18 protein-coding genes are annotated in these 21,785 nt (G+C 71.8%); 3 read left to right on the forward strand and 15 right to left on the reverse strand.

Annotated elements, in window-relative coordinates; genetic code table 11:
- Positions 1-6: 6 nt before the first annotated feature.
- The 14 genes from ftsZ to RH864_RS13125 all read right to left on the reverse strand — a co-directional run bounded on the left by ftsZ (position 7) and on the right by RH864_RS13125 (position 16,520).
- Complete coding sequence (gene ftsZ, locus RH864_RS13060; RefSeq protein ID WP_310517993.1) at positions 7-1,236, reverse strand: cell division protein FtsZ; 1,230 nt, start codon at positions 1,234-1,236, stop codon at positions 7-9.
- Between the two features lie 177 nt (positions 1,237-1,413).
- Positions 1,414-2,475, reverse strand: a complete 1,062-nt coding sequence (locus tag RH864_RS13065) for an FtsQ-type POTRA domain-containing protein (protein WP_310517994.1) — start codon at positions 2,473-2,475, stop codon at positions 1,414-1,416.
- 13 nt (positions 2,476-2,488) lie between these two features.
- Complete coding sequence (gene murC / locus RH864_RS13070; protein ID WP_310517995.1) at positions 2,489-3,892, reverse strand: UDP-N-acetylmuramate--L-alanine ligase; 1,404 nt, start codon at positions 3,890-3,892, stop codon at positions 2,489-2,491.
- Positions 3,893-3,973: 81 nt separating this feature from the next.
- Complete coding sequence (gene murG, locus RH864_RS13075; protein ID WP_310517996.1) at positions 3,974-5,074, reverse strand: undecaprenyldiphospho-muramoylpentapeptide beta-N-acetylglucosaminyltransferase; 1,101 nt, start codon at positions 5,072-5,074, stop codon at positions 3,974-3,976.
- Positions 5,071-6,315, reverse strand: coding sequence for a putative lipid II flippase FtsW (ftsW, locus tag RH864_RS13080; RefSeq protein ID WP_310517997.1), 1,245 nt, complete (start codon positions 6,313-6,315; stop codon positions 5,071-5,073). The genes murG and ftsW overlap by 4 nt, the downstream gene beginning before the upstream one ends.
- On the reverse strand, positions 6,272-7,819 hold the full coding sequence (murD, locus tag RH864_RS13085; RefSeq protein WP_310517998.1) for a UDP-N-acetylmuramoyl-L-alanine--D-glutamate ligase: 1,548 nt from the start codon (positions 7,817-7,819) through the stop codon (positions 6,272-6,274). The genes ftsW and murD overlap by 44 nt, the downstream gene beginning before the upstream one ends.
- Positions 7,804-8,901, reverse strand: a complete 1,098-nt coding sequence (gene mraY / locus RH864_RS13090) for a phospho-N-acetylmuramoyl-pentapeptide-transferase (RefSeq protein WP_310517999.1) — start codon at positions 8,899-8,901, stop codon at positions 7,804-7,806. The genes murD and mraY overlap by 16 nt, the downstream gene beginning before the upstream one ends.
- Positions 8,898-10,310, reverse strand: coding sequence for a UDP-N-acetylmuramoyl-tripeptide--D-alanyl-D-alanine ligase (locus RH864_RS13095; RefSeq protein WP_310518000.1), 1,413 nt, complete (start codon positions 10,308-10,310; stop codon positions 8,898-8,900). The genes mraY and RH864_RS13095 overlap by 4 nt, the downstream gene beginning before the upstream one ends.
- Complete coding sequence (locus RH864_RS13100) at positions 10,307-11,860, reverse strand: Mur ligase family protein (RefSeq protein WP_310518001.1); 1,554 nt, start codon at positions 11,858-11,860, stop codon at positions 10,307-10,309. The genes RH864_RS13095 and RH864_RS13100 overlap by 4 nt, the downstream gene beginning before the upstream one ends.
- A gap of 13 nt (positions 11,861-11,873) precedes the next feature.
- Positions 11,874-13,664, reverse strand: coding sequence for a peptidoglycan D,D-transpeptidase FtsI family protein (locus RH864_RS13105; RefSeq protein ID WP_310518002.1), 1,791 nt, complete (start codon positions 13,662-13,664; stop codon positions 11,874-11,876).
- Positions 13,665-13,728: 64 nt separating this feature from the next.
- Positions 13,729-14,337 carry a hypothetical protein gene (locus RH864_RS13110; RefSeq protein ID WP_310518003.1) on the reverse strand — a complete coding sequence of 203 codons (609 nt, stop codon included), beginning with the start codon at positions 14,335-14,337 and terminating at the stop codon, positions 13,729-13,731.
- Complete coding sequence (rsmH, locus tag RH864_RS13115) at positions 14,334-15,287, reverse strand: 16S rRNA (cytosine(1402)-N(4))-methyltransferase RsmH (RefSeq protein WP_310518004.1); 954 nt, start codon at positions 15,285-15,287, stop codon at positions 14,334-14,336. Before rsmH ends, RH864_RS13110 begins: the two co-directional genes overlap by 4 nt.
- Before the next feature lie 100 nt (positions 15,288-15,387).
- The gene (gene mraZ / locus RH864_RS13120) at positions 15,388-15,819 is read right to left on the reverse strand and encodes a division/cell wall cluster transcriptional repressor MraZ (RefSeq protein ID WP_310518005.1); all 432 of its coding nucleotides are present in this window, start codon (positions 15,817-15,819) and stop codon (positions 15,388-15,390) included.
- Positions 15,820-16,142: 323 nt separating this feature from the next.
- Entirely contained in the window at positions 16,143-16,520 is a 378-nt protein-coding gene (locus RH864_RS13125; RefSeq protein ID WP_310518006.1) for a DUF3040 domain-containing protein, read from the reverse strand.
- 75 nt (positions 16,521-16,595) lie between these two features.
- Here RH864_RS13125 and RH864_RS13130 point away from each other — a divergent pair, with 75 nt between their 5' ends.
- Positions 16,596-17,693, forward strand: a complete 1,098-nt coding sequence (locus RH864_RS13130; protein WP_310518007.1) for a polyprenyl synthetase family protein — start codon at positions 16,596-16,598, stop codon at positions 17,691-17,693.
- Positions 17,694-17,712: 19 nt separating this feature from the next.
- On the opposite strand, the gene RH864_RS13135 is transcribed toward RH864_RS13130, so the two are convergent.
- Entirely contained in the window at positions 17,713-18,051 is a 339-nt protein-coding gene (locus RH864_RS13135) for an Rv2175c family DNA-binding protein (RefSeq protein ID WP_310518008.1), read from the reverse strand.
- 147 nt (positions 18,052-18,198) lie between these two features.
- Between RH864_RS13135 and RH864_RS13140 the strand changes: the two genes are divergently transcribed.
- Positions 18,199-19,293 (forward strand): LysM peptidoglycan-binding domain-containing protein, encoded by a 1,095-nt coding sequence (locus tag RH864_RS13140; protein WP_310518009.1) that lies wholly within the window; start codon positions 18,199-18,201, stop codon positions 19,291-19,293.
- A 115-nt stretch (positions 19,294-19,408) separates the two neighbouring features.
- The gene (pknB, locus tag RH864_RS13145) at positions 19,409-21,349 is read left to right on the forward strand and encodes a Stk1 family PASTA domain-containing Ser/Thr kinase (protein ID WP_310518010.1); all 1,941 of its coding nucleotides are present in this window, start codon (positions 19,409-19,411) and stop codon (positions 21,347-21,349) included.
- The last annotated feature ends 436 nt before the right edge of the window (positions 21,350-21,785 follow it).

Raw genomic sequence — 21,785 nt, forward strand, 5'->3', positions numbered from 1 at the left:
CGGCGGTCACTTCAGGAAGTCGGGGATGTCGAGGTCGTCGCCGTCGTCGTCGAACGCCGGGTCGGTGACGATCTGATCGCCGGCGGGCGGGTCGATCTCACCCCAGTTGGCGGTCTCGACCAGCTCCTCGATGTCGATCTCGGCGACGGGCTCGCCGTGCTCGGAGACCGAGCCGCCCAGCAGCCCGGCACCGCCGACGGCCGCGCCGACCGCGGCGGGGACCGCGGCCGAGCGACGTGCCTCGGACTGGTCGAGCGTGTGCTCCTTCACCTGGTCCTTCGGCTGCGGCTCACCGCCGTCGAAGCCTGCGGCGATGACGGTGACGCGCACCTCGTCGCCGAGCGTGTCGTCGATGACGGCACCGAAGATGATGTTCGCCTCGGGGTGCACGGCCTCCTGCACGAGCCTCGCCGCGTCGTTGATCTCGAAGATGCCGAGGTTCGAGCCGCCCTGGATGGACAGCAGCACGCCGTGCGCGCCGTCGATGGAGGCCTCGAGCAGCGGGCTCGCGACCGCGAGCTCGGCGGCCTTGATCGACCGGTCGGCGCCGCGTGACGAGCCGATGCCCATGAGCGCGGACCCCGCACCCTGCATGACCGACTTGACGTCGGCGAAGTCGAGGTTGATGAGGCCGGGCGTGGTGATCAGGTCGGTGATGCCCTGCACACCGGCGAGCAGCACCTGGTCGGCGGTCGAGAACGCCTCGAGCATCGAGATGCCGCGGTCGCTGATCTCGAGCAGCCGGTCGTTCGGCACCACGATGAGGGTGTCGACCTCTTCCTTCAGCCGGCCGACGCCCTGCTCGGCCTGGGTCTGCCGGCGCTTGCCCTCGAAGCTGAACGGCTTGGTCACGACACCGATCGTGAGCGCGCCGATCGACTTGGCGATGCGCGCGACCACGGGCGCGCCGCCCGTGCCGGTGCCGCCGCCCTCGCCCGCGGTCACGAAGACCATGTCGGCGCCCGCGAGCGCCTCCTCGATCTCTTCGGCGTGGTCTTCGGCGGCGCGACGGCCGACCTCGGGGTCGGCGCCCGCCCCGAGTCCGCGCGTGAGGTCGCGTCCGACGTCGAGCTTGACGTCGGCGTCGGACATCAGCAGCGCCTGCGCATCGGTGTTGATCGCGATGAACTCGACCCCGCGCAGGCCGAGTTCGATCATGCGGTTCACCGCGTTCACACCGCCGCCGCCGATGCCGACGACTTTGATGACGGCGAGGTAGTTCTGGTTAGTCGACATGTCCGGCCCTCCGTGCGAACTCTGAACCTTAAACCTTCACCTGAAGGTTAAAGTTTTGCCGAGTATGCAATTCCTGCGACGACGGTACGTGGTGCGCCGTCGTCCACTCCGCAAGGGGCACCCGCGTGTCGCGAACCCCGGTGCGAATCCGGCACCACCGACACCCCGCCCGGCGCGTCACCCGACCAGCCCCGGGCTCATCGGCGCCGAGACGTCGTAGGTCACGACGGTCTCGGGCGGCGCCGAGCGCATGAGCTGTGCGAGCACCGTCGCCTTGAGCGGCGATTGCTCGGCACTGCCCCACACCACCGTCGCGTCGCCCGCGAGCACGAGCCTGACGTCGTCCGCCGTCGCCGCGGTGGCCTGCACGACCTGCGCGCGCACCTCTGGGGGCAGACTGCGGATCACCGCGGCCGCGGCCCGGAAGCCCTCGCTCGTGACCGAACCCGCGCTGATCACCGGCTGCCCCTCGGGCCGTTCGGTCATCCGCTCGATGACGACGCCCGCCGCGTCGACGAGCTCGAGCCCGTCCGCGGTCTCGAGGACGCCGACGGGCGTCCGCTCGACGATGCGGACGACCAGGGTGCCCGGCGGCAACGTCTCGGTCGAGTACGTCTCGATCAGAGGAAAGCCGCCGAGGGCGTCCTGCACGTCGCCCGACGTGATCAACGGCAGCGGTGTGCCGAGGTCCTCGGCGAACGCCCCCTGGATCTCGGCGACCTGGATCCGCTGGGCCCCCTCGATGCGCACCTCGCGCAACGCCATCAGCGGCGAGTACGCGATGGCGACCATGCCGACCGACACCAGCAGCACCGATCCGCCGCCGATCAGCCAGGCACGACGGCGACGACGGGAACGTTCGGTGAACCGCCGCACCTCCTGCCGCTCGTACCGCTTGCGCGCGGCGCGCGCGCGAGCCAGGTCTCGCTTCGCCGCGCGCACATCGGCCCCCGCCGAACGCGCCCTGGGCTCGGCCGGGCCGCGCAGCGGCTCGATCGGCTGCGTCGCATCGGGGTCGGCTCCGGCACCGCCGCGCAACGGCTCGATCGGCTGCGTCGCGTCGGCGCTCCGTGCGCCAACCCGCCCGAACGGCTCGATCGGCTGCGTCGCGTCGGCCTCGACGGGGGCGGACCGACCGGGCGGCGGGACGGGTCGCGTCTCGTCGGCGGGCGAGGCGACCGCGGCCCGGCCGGGTTCCCGCTGCCGCGGCGGGCCGTCGAACCCCTGCGGCCGCCTCACCCGAGCACCGCCGTCACTCGCGGGTCCGCTCGAGCGAGCCGAGCAGCTGCGGGACGATGCGGTAGACGTCACCGCAGCCGAGCGTGATCACGAAGTCGCCGTCGCGCGCGATGCGCGCCGTGTGGTCGGCGGCCTCCTGCCAGTCGGGAATGAACGCGACATGCGACGCATCCGCGAACCGCTCGCTCACGAGCGCTCCGGTCACCCCGGGGACCGGGTCTTCTCGCGCGCCGTACACGTCGAGCACGACCGTCTCGTCGGCGAACCGCTCGAGCACCTCGGCGAACTCGGTCGCGAACGCCCGCGTGCGGCTGTAGGTGTGCGGCTGGTGCACCGCGATGATCCGCCCCTCGCCCACGACCGTGCGCGCGGCCGCGAGCGCGGCGGCCACCTCGGTCGGATGGTGCGCGTAGTCGTCGTACACGCTCACGCCGCCGACCGTGCCGTGCAGCTCGAACCGGCGGCCCGTGCCGCCGAACCGTTCGATGCCCGCGAGCGCCGCGGCCGGGTCGTGGCCGAGGCCGACGAGCACGGCGAAGGCGCCCGCGGCGTTGATCGCGTTGTGCCGCCCCGGCACACGCAGCCGCGCGCGGTACGTCGCCCCCGCGTAGTCGATGGCGAACGCCACGGGACCGTCGGTCTCGACGGAGTGCACCCGCACCGTGGCATCCGCCGCCTCGCCGAACGTGACGATCGCGCCGTGCGCGAGCCGCTCGCGCACGCGGGTCGCGCCGGCGTCGTCCGACGAGATGACGACGAGCTCGCGAGCCCGGTCGGCGAAGTCGACGAACGCCTGCTCGAACGCCTCGCGGGAGCCGTAGTGGTCGAGGTGGTCGGGGTCGACGTTCGTGATGAGCGCGACCGAGGTGTCGTAGAGCAGGAACGAGCCGTCGGACTCGTCGGCCTCGACGACGAAGAGCTCGTCGTCGCCCGCGGCCGAGCTCGTCCCGAGATCCGCGATGACGCCGCCGTTGACGAAGCTCGGGTCGGCGCCGAGCCCCAGCAGGCCGGTCACGATCATGCCCGTCGACGTCGTCTTGCCGTGCGCGCCCGCGACCGAGACGAGGCGGCGGCCACCGATCAGCGCGGCGAGCGCCTGCGAGCGGTGCAGCACGGGCAGCCCGCGCTCGAGCGCGAGCCGGTACTCGGGGTTGTCCTGCCACAGCGCACCGGTGACGACGACCGTGTCCGCGTCAGCCGGCAGGTGCTCGGCGCGGTGCCCGAGGTGGATGACCGCCCCGAGCTCGCGGAGCGCCGCGATGTTCGCCGAGTCGCGCACGTCGGACCCCGTCACGCGGTGGCCGTCGGCGAGCATGAGCCGTGCGATCCCGCTCATGCCGGAACCGCCGATGCCCACGAAATGCACGTTGCCGAGCTCGGCGGGGATGCTCACGGAGAGGTCGGGCTTGATGGTCACGTCGCTTCGGGCCTTTCGCGGTCGCGTCCGGCGGTCGATGCGCCGGTGGATGCCCCGGCGGGACATCTCGCTCCTTCAACGTTACGCGGGATCGTGCGGACGCCGGGCTCCCCCGCCGAGTGCACGATCGACGAGCGCGACCATGCGGTCGGTGCCGTCGCGGAATCCGGCCGCGGCCGCAGCGCGCGCCATCGCCTCGATGCCGGGCCGGTCCTCGAGCAGGGGCGCGAGCGTCGCGGCCACCCACGCGGGCGTGAAGTCCTGATCGTTCACGAGGATGCCGCCGCCTCCGGCGACCACGGGAGCCGCATTGAACCGCTGTTCGCCGTTGCCGACCGGGTACGGGACGTAGACCGCCGGGATGCCGAGCGCCGCGAGCTCGCACACCGTGCCCGCGCCCGCGCGTGAGACGGCGGCGTCGGCCAGCGCGAGCGCGAGGTCCATGCGGTCGGCATACTCGACCATCCGGTACCCCGCGAGGCCCGGATCGGTCACCTCGCTCTTCGCACCGGTCAGGTGCAGCACCTGCCAGCCTGTCTCGAGCAGACGTGCGGCCGAACCGACCGCCGTCGCGTTGATCCGGCGCGCACCGAGCGATCCGCCCGTGACGAGCAGCACCGGGCGATCGGCGTCCAACCCGAACGCAGCCGCCGCCTCGGCGCGCGACGCCGCCCGGTCGAGACGTTCGATCTCACGCCGGAGCGGCATGCCCACGACCTCGGCGCGCGGCAGCGGCGTGCCCGCGAACGCGACGCCGGTCGCGGCCGCGAACCGCGCGCCCAGACGATTCGCGAGCCCGGGCCGCGCGTTCGCCTCGTGGATCGCCACGGGGACCCGCGCACCGCGCGCGGCGAGGTACGCGGGCGTCGAGACGTAGCCGCCGAACCCGACGACGACGTCGACGCGGTGCTCGCGGATCAGGGTGCGCACGTCGTCGACCGATCGCCGGAAACGCCCGGGGAACGCCACCGCCTGACGGTTCGGCCGCCGCGGGAACGGCACCTTCGCGATCGTCAGCAGCTCGTACCCGCGAGCCGGGACGAGCCGCGACTCGAGGCCCTCGGCGGTGCCGAGCACGAGCACCTGGGCGCTCGAGTCGCGCTCGCGGAGCCGGTCGGCGACCGCGAGCAGCGGGTTCACGTGGCCGGCGGTGCCGCCGCCGGCGAGCAGATAGGTGGTCACGTGCTGGTGCTCCTGGCGCGTCGGGACACGAACGGCAGCGAGAAGGGCGCCGTCCCCTCGGGATCGCGCGCGACCGACAGGACCACGCCGATCGCGAAGAGCGTCGTGAGCAATGCGGTCCCGCCCGCCGAAACCAGCGGCAGCGGCACCCCCAGCACGGGGAACACCTTCAGCACGACGCCGATGTTGACGAGGGCCTGTCCGATCACCCACACCGCGACCGCTGCGGTCGCGGCCCGGCCGAACGGCGTCTGCGCGCTGCGCAGCACGCGCGCGAGCGCGACGCCGAGCAGCGCGAAGAGACCGATCACGACGATCGCGCCGACCAGGCCGAGCTCCTCGCCGATGATCGCGAAGATGAAGTCGTTGTCGGCCGCGGGAAGCCACGACCACTTCGCCGCCGAGTTGCCGAGCCCGACCCCGAAGATGCCGCCGTTCGCGAGGGCGAACATGCCGTGCTGGATCTGCCAGCAGTCCGCCTGGTCGATCGTCGTGCAGTTCTCCTGCAGGAATGACGTGATGCGGCGGAGCCGGCTGTCGCTCGAGACGGCGACGAGCCCGAACAGCACCGCACCGATGACGAGCGGGATGAGCAGCAGGCGGAGCTTCACGCCGATCAGGAACAGCGCGCCGAGAAGCATGGCGGCCATGACCATGACCGTGCCGAGGTCCCCGCCGAGCAGCACGAGCCCGATCGCGCCGCCGCCGACCAGCAGGATCGGGAGCAGCCCGTGCACGAAGTCGTCGAGCTTGTCCTGTTTCTTCGTCACGATCGTGCCGAGCCACAGCACGAGCGCGACCTTGATCGCCTCGGAGGGCTGGAACGAGAACGATCCGAGTGCGAGCCAGTTGGTGTTGCCGCCGACCTCGATGCCGAGCGGCGTCGCCACGACGAGCACCTGCATGGCGCACGCGATCCCGAGCACGGGCCACGAGATCGCCATCCAGAACCGCTGGGGCATGCGACTCGCGAAGAGCATGATCGGCACGCCGAACAGCGCCCAGAGTCCCTGCCGGCTCGCCTGGCCGAGGAAGTCCCCCTCGTCGAGCTTCGACTGCACGAGCGACGACGACAGCACCATGACGAGCCCCAGCACGACGAGGAAGATCGTCGTCCCGAGCAGCAGGAAGTAGTCGCCGGACTCCGCGCGCAGGACCCGGCCGAGCCGGATGCGTGCCGCGTGGACGCCCGAGGTCTCAGGCGTCTTCGCGGGGCGCGAGGCCCTGGGTGGTGTCGTCACCAGCCTCACCTCCGAGCATCGCCTGCACCGCGTGATGGAATCGCCGGCCGCGATCGCCGTAGTCGGCGAACTGGTCCATCGACGCGGCCGCCGGAGCGAGGAGCACGGTGTCCCCCTCCTCCGCGACGGCCGCCGCGAGCGCGACCGCTTCGGGCATCACCTGCTCAGTGTCGTCTGCGGTCACCTCGAACAGCGGCAGCCCGGGCGCGTGTCGGCCGAACGCGGCCACGAGCTCCGCGCGGTCGCGGCCGATCACGACGACGGCGCGCAGCCGTGCGACGTGGGCCGCGACGAGCGCGTCGGCGTCGACCCCTTTGAGGAGGCCGCCGACGATCCAGACCACGCGACCGAACGCGGTGAGCGACGCCTGTGCGGCATGCGGGTTGGTCGCCTTCGAGTCGTCGATCCAGCGGATGCCCCGGGCGTGCGCCACGGTCTCGATGCGATGCGCGTCCAGCCGGAAGTCGAGCAGCGCGTCGTGGATCACGCCGACCGGCACACCGTAGGAGCGGGCGAGCGCCGACGCGGCGAGGATGTTCTGCACGATGTGCGGTGCCGCGAGGCCGCGCGGCTCGAGCTCGCCGAGCGTCGTGATCTCGAGCGCGGCCGTGTGCCGCTCCTCGAGGAACGCGCGGTCGCACAGGATGCCCTCGACGACGCCGAAGTCGCTCGGCCCCGGGGTGTCGAGGCCGAAGCCGATGGCGCGCGCGCCCTCCTCGACCTCGGCGTCCTCGACCATGACCCGGGTGGCCTCGTCGGCCCGGTTGTAGACGCACGCCACGCGCGTGTTCGCGTACACCTTGCCCTTCGCCGCCCGGTACGCCTCGAACGAGCCGTGCCAGTCGAGGTGGTCGTCCGCCACGTTGAGGCAGACGCTCGCCCACGGATGGATCGCGCCAGGCCCCTCGGTCGGCAGGTGATGCAGCTGATAGCTGGAGAGCTCCACGACGAACACGTCGAACCCGCCGGGGTCGCGCACGGCGTCGAGCACGGGCACGCCGATATTGCCGCACGGCGCCGCGCGCAGGCCGTTCGCCGCGAGCAGCGTCGCGGTCAGCTGCACCGTGGTGGTCTTGCCGTTCGTGCCGGTCACCACGATCCAGTCGGCCGAGCCGACCTTGTCGCGCACACGCCAGGCGAGCTCGATGTCGCCCCACACGGGGATGCCGGTCGCGGCCGCCCACTCGAGCACCGCGTGGTCGGGGTGGAAGCCCGGCGACGCGATCACGAGCTCGGGGGCGAAGTCGACGAGCGCGGGCGGCGGCGTCTCGAGCGGGTCGACGACGAAGCCGGCGCCGATCACGTCGAGGATCCGCGCGCGCTCGTCGTCGGGCTTCGAGGCGAGCACGAGCACGTCGGCGCCCAGCTCGGTGAGCGTGTCGGCGACCGCGAACCCGGTGACGCCGAGCCCGAGCACCGCGACACGGAGGCCCTTCCAGTCGGCGTGCCAGCTCGTGAGCGCGTCGAGGCGAGCGGACGAGGCATCCGTCACTGTTGCAGCCATTCGAAGTAGAAGCTGCCGACACCGGCGGCCACGAAGAGCCCGGCGATGATCCAGAAGCGCACGACGATCGTGACCTCGGCCCACCCCTTCAGCTCGAAGTGATGGTGGATCGGGCTCATCAGGAAGATGCGTTTGCCGCGTGTGAGCTTGAAGTAGGCCCGCTGCACGATGACCGATCCGGTCTCGATCACGAACAGGCCGCCGACGAGCAGGAGCAGCAGCTCGGTGCGGCTGAGGATCGCGAGCGCCGCGAGCGCGCCGCCGAGCGCGAGCGACCCCGTGTCGCCCATGTAGATGTGCGCCGGGTTCGTGTTCCACCAGAGGAAGCCGATCAGCCCGCCGATGATCGCGGTCGCGACGATCGCGAGGTCGAGCGGGTCGCGCACGTCATAGCAGCGGTAGGCGTCCGCCGGATCGAGGCTGTCGCTGAAGCACGACTGGTTGAACTGCCAGAACCCGATGACCACGAACGAGCCGATCGCGAGGATCGACGCACCGCCCGCGAGTCCGTCGAGCCCGTCGGTCACGTTCACCGCGTTGGACGTGGCCGCCGTGAGCAGGCAGATCCAGATCACGTAGAGCACGATGCCGACGACCGTGCCGAAGACCATGAAGTCGAGCGGCAGATCGCGGATGAACGAGATCTTCGTCGTGGCCGGAGTGGCGTTCTGCGCGTTCGGGAACTGCAGCGCGAGCAGCGCGAACGCACCGGCCACGATCACCTGGCCGCCCACCTTCGCCCAGCCGCCGAGCCCGAGGCTCTGCTTCTTCCGCGTCTTCAGGAAGTCGTCGATGAAGCCCACGATCCCGAGGCCGACCATCATGAACAGCACGAGCAGGCCCGACGGTGTCGGCGGCTCGTTGCTCACCAGCAGCGTCGCCACGAAATAGCCGAAGAGCGATCCCAGGATGAAGATGATGCCGCCCATCGTGGGCGTGCCCCGCTTCACGTGGTGCGACTGCGGTCCGTCGTCGCGGATGAACTGGCCCCACCCGATTCGCCGGAACAGCCGGATGAACAGCGGCGTCAAGAAGAGCGTGAAGGCGAGCGACAACGCCCCAGCGGTCAGCAGTGCCCTCATGCGAACCATTCTCCCAGTCGATCGCCGAGGTGGCGGAGGCCGGCCGAGTTCGACGACTTGACGAGCACGGTATCACCGGGGCCTACCGAGGCGCGGACGAGCTCGTACGCCTCGTCGGCGGTCTCGACGAACGCCGACTCGCCGTCCCAGGACCCCTCGTTGATCGCGGTGATGTGCAGGCGCCTGGCGTTCTGCCCCACGACGATGAGCTGCGAGACGCCGAGCCTGACGGCCAGCAGGCCGATCCGGTCGTGCTCCTCGCCCGAGAACTCGCCGAGCTCGCTCATCTCGCCGAGCACGGCGATCGTGCGGGCGCCGGGGCGCTGCACCTGCACGAGCGTCTTCAGCGCCGCGGCCATCGAGTCGGGACTCGCGTTGTACGCGTCGTTGATGACCGTGATGTCGTCGCGACCGCCCATGAGCTGCATGCGCCAGCGTTCGGCGAGGGTCACGCGCTCGAGCGCCGCAGCGATGTCCGCGAGCGGCATGCCGAGCTCGACGGCCGCGGCCGTCGCCGCGAGCGCGTTCATCACATGGTGCTCGCCGAGGACGCCGAAGCGGACGCGTGCCGACTCGCCGCCCGGGACGGTGACCGTGAACTCGGTGCCGCGCGCGTGCGTCACGAGCTCGGTGGCCCGCACGTCGGCCGACTCGCCGAGTCCGAACCAGACCACCCGCGCCCTGGTGAGCCCGGCCATGGGGACCACCCGCGGGTCGTCGGCGTTCAGCACGGCCACGCCGGTCTCGAGCAGGTCGGTCACCATCTCGGACTTCGCGCGCACGGTCTGCTCGATGCCGCCGAACTCGCCCGCGTGGGCGAGCCCGACCTTCAGCACGATCCCCACGTCGGGGCGGGCCATGCGGACGAGACGTGCGATCTCACCCACCGCGGACGCACCCATCTCGGCGACGAGGAACTCGGTGTCGTCGGTGAGCTCGAGCATGGTCACGGGGCCGCCGACCTCGTTGTTGAACGACTTGCGCGACGCGACGGTCGATCCCGCACCCTCGAGCACGGTGCGGAGGAGGTTCTTCGTCGTCGTCTTGCCGTTGGACCCCGTCACGCCGACGACGCGAAGCCGGCCCAGCGCGCGCACACGCCGCACGACCTCGGTCGCGAGCGCGCCGAGCGCGTCGACCGAGTCGGTCACGACCACCTGCGGAACGGCCACCTCGAGCGGATGCTCCACGACGAGCAGCGCGGCGCCACCCTCGGCGGCTGCCGGGCCGAACCGGTGGCCGTCGTCGAACTCGCCGCGCTTGGCGACGAACACGCCACCGGGCTCGACCTCACGCGAGTCGGTCGTCACGGCACCCGAGACGACCGTCTCGGCCGAGGCATCCGTACCCGCCAGGTGGAGACGGCCATCGACCGCCGCGGCGATCTCGGCGAGCGTGAGGGCGATCATGCCGGCCACCCCGCCTCGCGCAGCGCCTGCCGGGCATCGTCACGTGCCGAGTATGGGATCTTCTCGCCGTTCACTTCGTGGTAGTCCTCGTGTCCGGGTCCGGCGTACAGGATGACGTCGCCTTCGGAGGCGAGCGCGAGCGCGGCTCGGAAGGCCGCACGCGGGTCGGCGATCTCGTGGATCTCACGATCGGGCACCGCCGCGCGTGCCCCCGCGATCAGCGCCGCCCGGATCGCGGCCGGGTCCTCGGTCCGCGGGTGGAAGTCGGTCACGACGACCACGTCGGACCCGCGGGCCGCGATCGCGCCCATCTCGGCGCGCTTGGTCGTGTCCCGGTCGCCGTCGGCGCCGAACAGCATGATGACCCGGCCCTCGGCGAACCGGCGGATCGCCGACAGGGTCTGCAGGAACGCGTCGGGGCTGTGCCCGTAGTCGACGTACACCACCGGGCCGCGCTCACCCGACACGCGCTCGGCACGGCCGGGGATGTACGCGCGGATGCCGCCGTCACGGCTCAGGGCGTCGGCGATCCGGCCGAAGTCGATGCCGGCCTCGACGAGCAGGGCGATCGCGAGCGCCGCGTTCGCGGCCATGTACCGGCCGAGCAACGGCACCCGGGTCGCGAGGCGGCGACCGTCGCGCGCCTCGAGCGTGAAGTCGGTGTGGGTCGCGGTCTCCGCCCCGAACGCGACGCGCCAATCGGCGTCGACCTCGGGCACGGTCGCGAGCGTCGTGATCGGGATGCCCGCCTCGGCCGCGAGCCGGCGACCCCATTCGGAGTCGACGATGACGACGCCCCGCCGCGCGCGGTCGGGCTGGAAGAGCTCGAGCTTGGCCCGGAAGTACTCGTCCATCGACGCGTAGTCGTCGAGGTGGTCGTGCGTGAGGTTCGTGAAGCCGGCGACGTCGAAGACCAAGCCGTCGACGCGGTGACGGGACAACGCCTGCGCCGAGACCTCGACGCCCACCGCGCGCGCGCCGAGCTCACGACCCCTCGCGAGCAGCGCGTGCAGCTCGCTCGCCTCCGGCGTCGTCAGCGCGCTCGTGACGGCCTCGTCGCCGATGCGGCGCTCGGCGGTCGAGGTGAGTCCCGCGACCTCGCCGAGCTGTTGCAGGATGCCGAACAGGAGGTAGACGACGCTCGTCTTGCCATTGGTGCCCGTGACGGCCACGAGCGTCGCACGGTTCTCGTCCGAGCCGTGGATCCAGGCCGCGATGCCGCCGAGCGCCGCGCGCGGGTCGTCGGTGACCAGCACGGGCAGCTCCGGGACGGCCGCCGCGGCGCGCACGGCGCCTGACGCGTCCGTGAGCACGGCGACCGCGCCGCGTTCGGCCGCAGCGGCCGCGAAGTCCGCGCCGTGGGCGTGCCGGCCTGGCATCCCGACGTAGAGGTCGCCGGGCTCGACGGCACCCGAGGCGAGACTCACCCCGGTCACCTCACGTGCGCCGAGGTCGCCGCGCACCTCGAGCGCGAAGGCGTCGGCGAGGCCGCGGAGCGATCGCGGACGCGGATGCTGCGGCCGGAGGGCAGCCGAAGACGATCCGGTCACGAACCCAACTTTCTCACCAGGTAGCTGGCAGCTCGGGCGCCGGGGCGCCGGATGGAACAGTCCGATATTTCTTCAGCACCTGGCTCATCACGTCTCGGAAGACGGGGGCGGAGGCGGCGGACGAATTCATCTTAACGGGATTCATGATGCTCACCGAAACGACGAACTGCGGGTCGTCCGCGGGCGCGAAACCGGACACCGACACGAGATATCCAGCCTGGTAGCCGCCCTCGCCGTCGGGCACCTGAGCCGTCCCGGTCTTCGCCGCGACCCGGTATCCGGGGATCTCCCACTGCTTGGCGAGCCAGCCCTCGGCGTACACGCGCTCGAGCATCTGGGAGGTCTGCTGCGCCGCCTGCTCGGAGATCACGGCCTTTCCTTCGGTGGACGGCTTCCCGGTCACCGAGCCATCCGGTGCCGCGCACCCGTCGACGAGCGTGACCGGCATCCGCACGCCGCCGTTCGCGATCGTCTGATAGGCGCTCGCGATCTGGATCGCGGTCGTCGTGAGGCCCTGGCCGAACATCGTCGCGTACTTCGTCTGGTCGTCCTCGGCCCACGCCGCAGGTCCGCCGTGCAGATCGCCGGCGGCCTCGGCCGGGAACCCGACCTCCGTCTGGGTGCCGAGCCCGAAGTCGAGCATGTCCTGGTAGCGCTGCTCGTCGCTCACGCGCTCCCCGAAGAGCGACATGCCGGTGTTCGACGACTCGATCATGACGCCAGTGAGCGTGAGCCGGTCGTCGCCGTGCAGGTAGGAGTCGTTGATGTCGGCGTTGCCCGGCGTGATGCGATACGGGGCCACGATCTGACTCGTCGGGTCGCCCTGCCCGGCGTCGATGACGGACGCCGCGGTGAGCGCCTTGAACGTCGAACCCGGTTCGAACGGGGCGGTGAACGCGCGGGACCCGCGGTTCTCGCCGTCGATGGCCGAGGGCGTGTTCGGGTCGACCGTCGGCACGTCGGCGACCGCGAGCAGCCGCCCGGTCTTCGCCTCCATGACGGTCACCGTCGCCCAGTCGGCCCCCGTCGCCTCGACCTGAGCCTCCGCGGTGCGCTGCACCGAGTACTGCAGGTCGGAGTCGATCGTGAGCTGCAGCGTCCCGCCCTCGCGGGCCTCCTTCACGACATGCTCGCTGCCCGGGATCGTCACCCAGTCGCGCAGACTGCGCAGGTGCGTCGTCTCGCCGTCCTCGCCCGCGAGGCAGGCGTCCTGCGCGAGCTCGAGCCCGGCGACGGGATTGCCGTCGGGGTCGACGAAGCCGACGAGGTTGCCCGCGACGGCGCCGTTCGGGTAGCGCCGGCTCGGGTTCTCCTTCGGGTAGACCCACGGGATACCGAGCGCGCGCACCTTCTCGTAGGTCTCGGTGTCGACGAGCTTGGACACGTACGCGAAGTCCGAGTCGGGATCGGCGGCGAGGTACTCGTCGATGATGCCGAGCACATGATCGCCCGCGAGACCGAGCGCGGCGCCGAGCTCGGTCGCGGCCTGCTCGGTCGTGACCTCGGTCTCGACCGTCTCGGCCGGGTCGTCGGGGTCGGGAACGTCGCGCTCGAAGCTGCCGCCGGCACGCGCCTGCTTCGGCGAGATCGCGATGTCGTACCGCATCACGGTGTCGGCCAGCACGACCCCGTTCGCGTCGACGAGGTCACCGCGCGGGCCGTAGACCGTCTCGGAGCTCGAACGCACGTCCTGTGCGGCCTCGTTGTACTCGTCGGCGCGCACGACCTGGATGTCGACGAGCCGCGTCACGAACACGCCGACCACGACGACCAGCACCACCCCGGAGGCGATGATGCGCCGCATGGGGTGCCTGCTCGTCCGTCGCATCCTGTCGTCCCTCGCTCAGCTCGCCGTGCCCATCGTGCCCTCAGTGCGTGGCCGGCGTGGGCAACCCGCCGCTCGGCGCGACGGGAGCCGGTGCGACGGGCGTCGACGCTGCGGGGGCCGCCTCGGCGGATCCCGCAGCGGCCTCGGCGCCCGCCGCGGCCACTGCACCGCCAGTCTCCCCCGCCTGCTGCTCAGTCACGAGCGGCACGTCGGTGATCAGCGAATTCGCCACCGAACCGGCAGCGCCGACCGCGCCGCCGGCCGCGGCCGTCGGCTGGCCGAGGACCGCGCCGTCGGAGAGCCGGAGGTAGACGGGCGCGGCGTTCGGCACCATGCCGAGCGCCTCGGCGTTGGCCGCGAGGAACTGCGGCGACTCGAGCGCGTCGATCTGTTCCCGGAGCACCTGCGTCTCGCGGTCCAGTTTGATCTGCGCGACCTTGTAGCCCTCGATCTCATAGGCGCCCTCCGTCATCGCGACCGAGAAGAGCAGCTGCGCGATGACGATCGCACCGATCCCCGCGAGCGCGGTGATGGCGTAGACGAGCCGCGGCCGCCGACGACCGTCGGGGACGGGGCGCAGCTGCGGCCGCTCGCGTTCGGGGCGCGCGGGCCGGAACTCGGGAAGGGACATGGCCGGCACGGCACTCATGACCGACTCCTCACTCGTTCGGCGGCGCGCAGTCGCACCGGTTTCGCACGCGGGTTCTCCGCCTGCTCGGTCTCGCTCGCGAGCTCGGCGCCCCGGACGAGGAGCCGGAACTGCGGGCGGTGCTCGGGAAGCTCCATGGGCAGGCCGGCGGGTGCGGTGGAGCTCGAGGCCGCCTGCAGCGCGCGCTTCACGATGCGGTCTTCGAGCGACTGGTACGCGAGCACGACCGTGCGCCCCCCGATCGCCAGGACGTCGAGCGCGGCCGGGACGGCGCGCTCGAGCACCGACAGCTCTTCGTTGACCTCGATGCGGAGCGCCTGGAAGACGCGCTTCGCCGGGTGCCCGGCGCGCTTGACGGCCGCGGGCGTCGCGTCGTCGAGGATCTCCACGAGCTCGGACGACCGCGTGATCGGCCGCTCCGCGCGCGCACGCACGATCGCCCGGGCGTAGCGGGGCGCGAGCTTCTCCTCGCCGTAGTCGAAGAAGATGCGCCGCAGCTCGGACTCGTCGGACTCGGCGATGACCTCGGCCGCCGTGCGGCCACGGGTCGCGTCCATGCGCATGTCGAGCGGAGCGTCCTTCGCGTACGCGAACCCGCGCTCGGCCCGATCGAGCTGCAGCGACGAGACGCCGAGATCGAACAGCACGCCCTGCACCTCGCCGAACCCCTCGCCACGCACCGCCTCGCCGATGCCGTCGTAGACGGTGTGCACGAGCCTCGCTCGCGACCCGAACGGCTTCAGCCGCTCGGCCGCGATCGCGAGCGCGTCGGTGTCGCGGTCGAGGCCGATCACCGTGAGCTTCGGGAAGCGCTCGAGCAGGGCCCGGCTGTGCCCGCCCATCCCGAGGGTCGCGTCGACGAGGACCGCGCCCTCCTCGCCGATGGCGGGGGCGAGGAGCTCGACGGTGCGTTCGAGCATGACCGGGGTGTGGATGCGTTCGATGTCCATGATTCCTTCGGGACCGGTGGTCCCGGGCTCCGATCCCCACCCGTTCGTCCTGACGCGGGGAAGTGCGCCAGGCTCGTACGGCTGGGAGTCGCAACCCGGGCTAGAACAGCCCGGGGATCACCTCCTCCGCGGTCTCTGCGAACGCCGCTTCCTGCTCGGCGAGGTAGGTCTGCCATGCGGCCGCGTCCCAGATCTCGACCCGGCTGCCGGCGCCGATGACCGTGAGATCGCGGTCGAGCCCGGCGTAGGTGCGGAGGTTCGTCGGAATGGTGAGCCGGTGCTGCTTGTCGGGCGTCTCGGCGGATGCCCCGGACAGGAACACGCGCATGTAGTCGCGGGCCTGCTTGCTCGTCACCGGGGCCTGCCGGATCTTCTCGCTCATCGCCTCGAACTCCCGCGCGCTGAAGACGTAGATGCAGCGCTCCTGACCGCGCGTGAGGACGAGCCCGCTCGAGAGCTCTTCACGGAACTTGGCGGGCAGGATGATTCGGCCTTTCTCGTCGAGCTTGGGCTCGTAGGTCCCGAGAAACACCGCGTCACCCCCTTCGCTCCCGCCAGGTTCCAGGTAGCACCACTTTACTCCACTTTCATCCACTCCACCACGGAAACGGCGCACATTTGTGGAACTCCACCGTTGACCGCCCCTGAAAACACGGGCGTAGCGGGGAGTGGAGGATGGTGGAGGAAGAATGCCCACGATGGGCCGTCGCCTCGGCAGCGCGGCGTCGCGGGGTCGTCCAGGCGCGCCGGAACCCGGCCTGTGCTCCCCCGCTCCCCCTGCACAGTCCGCGCGGGCACACGAAAAACGGGCCGATCATTCGATCGGCCCGTTCGGGGTGGTGCGAAGTGGAGGGGCTAGCCGTTGCCGTCCTGACGACGGTCCCAGCGCTCGTTCAACCGGTCCATGAACCCGGCATTGGAGCGGCCTGCGGACGACGGACGCGGGGTCTGACCCGAGGGGGGCGAGGTCGCGCCGCGTTTCGTGGGGGTGATGGCGAGCAGGACGCCCGCGAACATGACCGCGAAACCGATGATCCCGACGATGAGCAGCTGCAGCGCGACGCCGGCGATCAGTCCGCCGATGCCGGCGAGTGCGAGCAGCACGCCGAGCACGATCGAACGGTAATTGGGTCTTCCTCGACCGCTGACCGCCGCCACGAAGTCGGCGTCATTGCGATAGAGATTGCGCTCCATCTCGTCGAGAAGACGTTGCTCCTGCTCTGATAGCGGCATCTCATTCCCCTCAGGTTCGGGATCGACGCATCGTCCCACCATTCTAGCCCCGCGGCCCATCGGTAGGCTAGGCGAGTGGCTCACGGTTCCCGGCTCGTCGACCTCGTGCAACACCGCATCGAGGACTTCCTCGCCGACCGCTCTCTGATTCTCCGCTCCATCAGCCCCGATCTGGTGCCGCTCGACGCATTCTCGAAGCGATTTCTCAGCGGTGGCAAGCGGTTCCGGGCCCGATTCTGCTACTGGGGCTTCGAGGCGGTCGCCGGGCGGGGAAGCCCCGAGCCCTCCGACCTGTTCCCGATCGTGTCCGCGGCGTCCGCGCTCGAGCTGTTCCACGCCGCCGCTCTCGTGCACGACGACCTCATCGACCACTCCGACACCCGGCGCGGAGCACCGTCGGCGCACCGGCTGTTCGAGCGTCTCCATCGTGACTCGGACTGGGCGGGCGACGCCGCCGGGTACGGCAGCGCCGCGGCGATCCTGCTGGGCGACCTCCTCCTCGGCTGGAGCGACGAGCTGCTCGACGAGGGCCTCGAGGCACAGCCCGACCGTGCTCGCGCGCGTGCGGCTCGTGCCGAGTTCATCCGCATGCGCACCGAGGTCACCGCCGGCCAGTACCTCGACATCCTCGAGGAGCAGGCCTGGCGCACCCGGGGCGATCACGAACAGCGCGCCCATGCCGAACGGGTCATCGTCTTCAAGTCCGCGAAGTACTCGGTCGAGTCCCCGCTCGCCATCGGCGCCGCACTCGCGGGCGCGACGACTCATCAGCTGCAGTCGCTCCGGGACTTCGGCCTGCCGCTCGGGATCGCCTACCAGCTCCGTGACGACCTGCTCGGCGTGTACGGAGACCCCGAGGTGACCGGCAAGCCCGCGGGCGACGATCTGCGCGAGGGCAAGCGCACGATGCTCGTCGCGATCGCTCGCGAACGCCTCGGCGCGGGCCAGCGGAACCTGCTCGACGAGCTGCTCGGCGATCCCGACCTCGATCCCGATCAGGTCAGCATGCTGCAGCGCACGATCGAGGGCTGCGGCGCGGTCGACGAGGTCGAGGCGCTCATCGGCGCCTGGGTCGCGAAGGCCGGCGACGTGCTCGCCGACGCGCCGATCGACGCCGGCGCGAAGGCCGAGCTCGGCGCGCTCGCGCGCGACGTCGCGCGTCGCGCGAGCTGAGCCGCACCGGGCGGATCGTTCAGGCGAGCGCCTGCGCGACGCGCCGCACCTCGGTCTTCCGGCCCGCGCGCAACGCATCGATCGGCGTCGTGCCGAGGCTGTCCTCCTCGGCGAGCAGCCACTCGAGCGCCTCCTCGTCGGTGAAGCCCGCGTCGCCGAGCACCATCGCGGTGCCGTGGAGCTCGGGCAGGGGCGCGTCGTCTCGCAGGAAGCTCGCGGGCACCTTGAGCACCCCGTCGATCCTCGCGGCGAGCAGGTAGCGCTCGCCGATCAGCTTGCGGACGCGACTCGGGCTCTGCCCCAATCGCTCGACGAGGTCGGGAACGGTCAGCCAGTCGGTCTCAGCGGCGTCGGTCACGTCGTCAAGACTGCCACGACGCAGCCCGGGTCCGGTAGCCAGCCGATCGCCGGGCGACCTCGCGTGACGCGCGGCGAGGTCGTTGACTCGCTCCGGCGCCCATGACAGCGTGAAACGGACCGGGGTGGATCGACGAGGGGGAACACGATGGGCGACAGGACCGGTCGGACCGGGCCGAACGACGAGCGCGGGCGCACGCCTCGCGCTGCACGACAGGGACGGCTGCGCCGCGTGCTCTCGCTCCCCATCGCCATCGCCGGCACCATCGCCGTGACGCTCGGATTCGTCCAGCCCGCGCATGCCGCGGCGGCACCTGCGTCGAAGCGTCAGCCGACCCCGAAAGGCTCGGTGCCGGGCAAGCCGCGCACCGGCGCGGTGAGCGTCGCCTCCGTCGGGGAGGCGATCCCCGGCGAGTACGTCGTCGTCGAGGGCGACACGGTCTCGGGGATCGCCGAGCGGTTCGGACTCGCGACGCCTGACGTGCTCGCGCTCAACGGCCTCAGCTGGTCGTCGCTGATCTTCCCGGGCCAGCGGCTCGTGCTGCGTGCCGCGTCCGCGGCACCCCAGCCCGCACCGGCGCCACCGGCCCAGGCCGAGATCGCACGCCACGTCGTCGTCGAGGGTGACACGATGAGCGGCATCGCCGCACAGCACGGGCTCAGTCTCGACGCCCTGCTCAGCATCAACGGCCTGAGCCGCACGAGTCTCATCTTCCCCGGCCAGTCCATCGTGCTCGCGCCCGCGTCGGCGCCATCGGCGCCGGCCGCTGCGCCGGCGGCTCCGGCGCCCGCGCCTCCGCCCGCACCTGTGGAGACGGTCACGCCCGTCTCCGCACCGCTCACCGACGAGATGCGCCAGCATGCGCGCGTCATCGTGGATGTGGGTCGTTCGCTCGGGGTCCCCGACCAGGGCCTCGTGGTCGCGCTCGCTGCGGCGGCACAGGAATCCGGTCTCCGGAACGTGGACCACGGTGACCGCGACTCGCTCGGGTTGTTCCAGCAGCGGCCGAGCCAGGGCTGGGGCACGCCCGACGAGGTGCGCGATCCCACGCGCGCCGCGCTCGCGTTCTACGGCGGGCCGACCAACCCGAACCCGGGCCGCACGCGCGGGCTGCTCGACATCCATGGCTGGGAGTCGATGAGCGTGACCCAGGCCGCCCAGTCCGTACAGCTCAGCGCCCACCCCGATCTCTACGCCAAGTGGGAACAGCAGGCGCGCGCGTGGCTCGCCGAGCTCGGCTGAGCTGCGCCGAGCTCGGCTGAGCTGACGCACCCTCGCCCATCACGGTCGAGTTTCGATTCCGGCCGCACCCGGTGTCTATCCGGGTTCCGGCATGTCGCGTTCGTACACTGGTACGGTGACCACCCCTCCGCCCGACCCCATGATCGGCCGCCTCATCGACGGCCGGTATCAGGTGCGCTCGCGCATCGCCCGGGGCGGCATGGCCACCGTCTACCTCGCGACCGATCTCAGGCTCGAACGCCGCGTCGCGATCAAGATCATGCACGGCCATCTGGCCGACGACAACACGTTCAAGACGCGGTTCGTGCAGGAGGCGCGGAGCGCCGCGCGGCTCGCCCACCCGAACGTGGTCAACGTCTTCGATCAGGGTCAGGACGCCGAGTCGGCCTACCTCGTGATGGAGTACCTCCCTGGCATCACGCTCCGCGACCTGCTGAAGGACTACACGCGGCTGACGCCCGAGCAGACGGTCGACATCATGGACGCCGTGCTCGCGGGTCTGGCCGCCGCGCACAAGGCCGGCATCGTGCACCGCGACCTCAAACCCGAGAACGTGCTGCTCGCCGACGACGGCCGGATCAAGCTCGGCGACTTCGGACTCGCCCGCGCCGCTTCGGCGAACACCGCGACGGGGCAGGCCTTGCTCGGCACGATCGCCTACCTCTCCCCCGAGCTCGTGACGCGCGGCGTCGCCGACGCGCGCAGCGACCTGTACGCCATCGGCATCATGATGTACGAGATGCTCACGGGTGAGCAGCCCTACGTCGGCGAGGCGCCGATGCAGATCGCGTACCAGCACGCGAACGACTCGGTGCCGACGCCGAGCTCGAAGCAGGCGGGCGTGCCCGCCGAGCTCGACGAGCTCGTGCTGTGGGCCACGTCGCGCGACCCCGAGCAGCGGCCCGCCGACGCGCGCGAACTGCTCGACCGCCTCCGCGAGATCGAGCCGCTCGTGCGCGCCCCGCACGCAGCCCCGCCGAGTCACGCGACCATGGTGCTCACCGGCGCCACCGCGACCGCGACCGCCGAGACACGCGTGCTCGCGCCCACCTCGACCGTGGCGTTCGCGCCCGACCTGCTGCCGCCGGGGGCGGGCGACGAGCCGCCCGCCGACGATGACGACGCCGCAGCGCTCACGGCGGGCGCGGCCCGTCGCCGCCGCCGCGGGTACTGGCTGTTCGCGCTCGTGCTCCTGCTCACGGGGCTCGCCGCGGGAACCGGCTGGTACTTCGGGGCGGGCCCGGGCGCACTCGCGGACGTCCCCGACACGCACGCGAAGACGGTGGCCGAGGCGACCGCCCTGCTCGAGGAGGCCGGGTTCCAGGTCGCGCCCGACGAGCGACACGACCCCGAGGTCCCCGAGGGGCAGGTGTCGGGCACCGACCCGGCCGGCGGCCTGCAGGCGCAGCGCGGCTCCACGGTCCGCATGTACGTCTCGCTCGGGCCGCGCATCCTGCCGATGCCCGAGGTCGTCGGGCTGCCCGAGGCCGAGGCCCGCGAGCAGCTCACGGAGTTCGCGGTCGCCGAGGGCTCGCAGCCGCAGTTCTCCGCCGAGATCGCCGCGGGCTCGGTGATCGGCGTGCTCGACCGCGACGGTGCGCCGGTCGGCGCCGAGTACCCGGAACGGGCCGCGCTCACCCTCATCGTCTCCGCGGGTGCGATCCCCGACGTGGTCGGCCTGCCCCGAGCCGAGGCGCAGGCGGCGCTCGCGGCCGTGAACCTCGCGATGAACGAGGCCGGCGCCGAGTTCGACAACTCGGGCGACATCGCGGCCGACGCGATCCTGAGCGCGCAGCCCACGACCGACCCCGTGCGCCCCGGCGACACCATCGACGTGATCGTGTCGAAGGGTCAGGACCTCGTCGCGGTGCCCAATGTCGTCGGGCAGCGCCTGCAAGATGCGATCGCGGCGCTCGAGGGCGCCGGGTTCACGGTCGCGCACAACTTCCCGGCCCCGTTCGCACCGTTCGTGAACGTCACCTCGCAGGAGCCCGGCGCCGACGCGCGCGCGCTGCGCGGCAGCGAGGTCAAGCTCGTCGGCACGCTGACGCTCTGACCCGAACCGGCCCTGCCGGCCTGCCGATGCCGCCGGACGCAGACCGGCTCCGCCGGAGGCATCCGCCCGCCCGCGCGGCCGACGCGCGCCCAGCGCCCGCGGCGCTTGCTCAGGAACTTCGACGCGACACGCCGCACCCGCGGCGCGCGCCACCGGCGCGTCGCTCCCGTCTTCCTGAGCAGGGCGCGTGCGGGCACGACGGGGGCGCGAGACATCCGTCACCGCGACCGGATGCCTCGCACCCACCTGGTGGCGCGCGCGCCCGAGATATCCGACCGCCACCCACCTGCCCCACGCGCGCTTGCTCAGGAACGCCGACGCGACACGCCGCGCCCGCGGCGCGCGCCACCGGCGCGTCGCCCCCGTGTTCCTGAGCACGGCTCACGCAGGAACGACGAGGGCGCGAGACATCCGTTATCGTGATCGGATGCCCCGC

It is taken from the genome of Agromyces aerolatus (genome assembly GCF_031432255.1).
Taxonomy (GTDB): domain Bacteria; phylum Actinomycetota; class Actinomycetes; order Actinomycetales; family Microbacteriaceae; genus Agromyces.

Bases quoted from the DNA above. Each gene is read 5' to 3' on its own strand.
- ftsZ (WP_310517993.1), bottom strand. From the start codon at position 1,236: ATGTCGACTAACCAGAACTACCTCGCCGTCATCAAAGTCGTCGGCATC.
- murD (WP_310517998.1), bottom strand. From the start codon at position 7,819: ATGGCTGCAACAGTGACGGATGCCTCGTCCGCTCGCCTCGACGCGCTC.
- mraY (WP_310517999.1), bottom strand. From the start codon at position 8,901: ATGAGGGCACTGCTGACCGCTGGGGCGTTGTCGCTCGCCTTCACGCTC.
- RH864_RS13095 (WP_310518000.1), bottom strand. From the start codon at position 10,310: ATGATCGCCCTCACGCTCGCCGAGATCGCCGCGGCGGTCGATGGCCGT.
- RH864_RS13105 (WP_310518002.1), bottom strand. From the start codon at position 13,664: ATGCGGCGCATCATCGCCTCCGGGGTGGTGCTGGTCGTCGTGGTCGGC.
- RH864_RS13110 (WP_310518003.1), bottom strand. From the start codon at position 14,337: ATGAGTGCCGTGCCGGCCATGTCCCTTCCCGAGTTCCGGCCCGCGCGC.
- rsmH (WP_310518004.1), bottom strand. From the start codon at position 15,287: ATGGACATCGAACGCATCCACACCCCGGTCATGCTCGAACGCACCGTC.
- RH864_RS13125 (WP_310518006.1), bottom strand. From the start codon at position 16,520: ATGCCGCTATCAGAGCAGGAGCAACGTCTTCTCGACGAGATGGAGCGC.
- RH864_RS13140 (WP_310518009.1), top strand. From the start codon at position 18,199: ATGGGCGACAGGACCGGTCGGACCGGGCCGAACGACGAGCGCGGGCGC.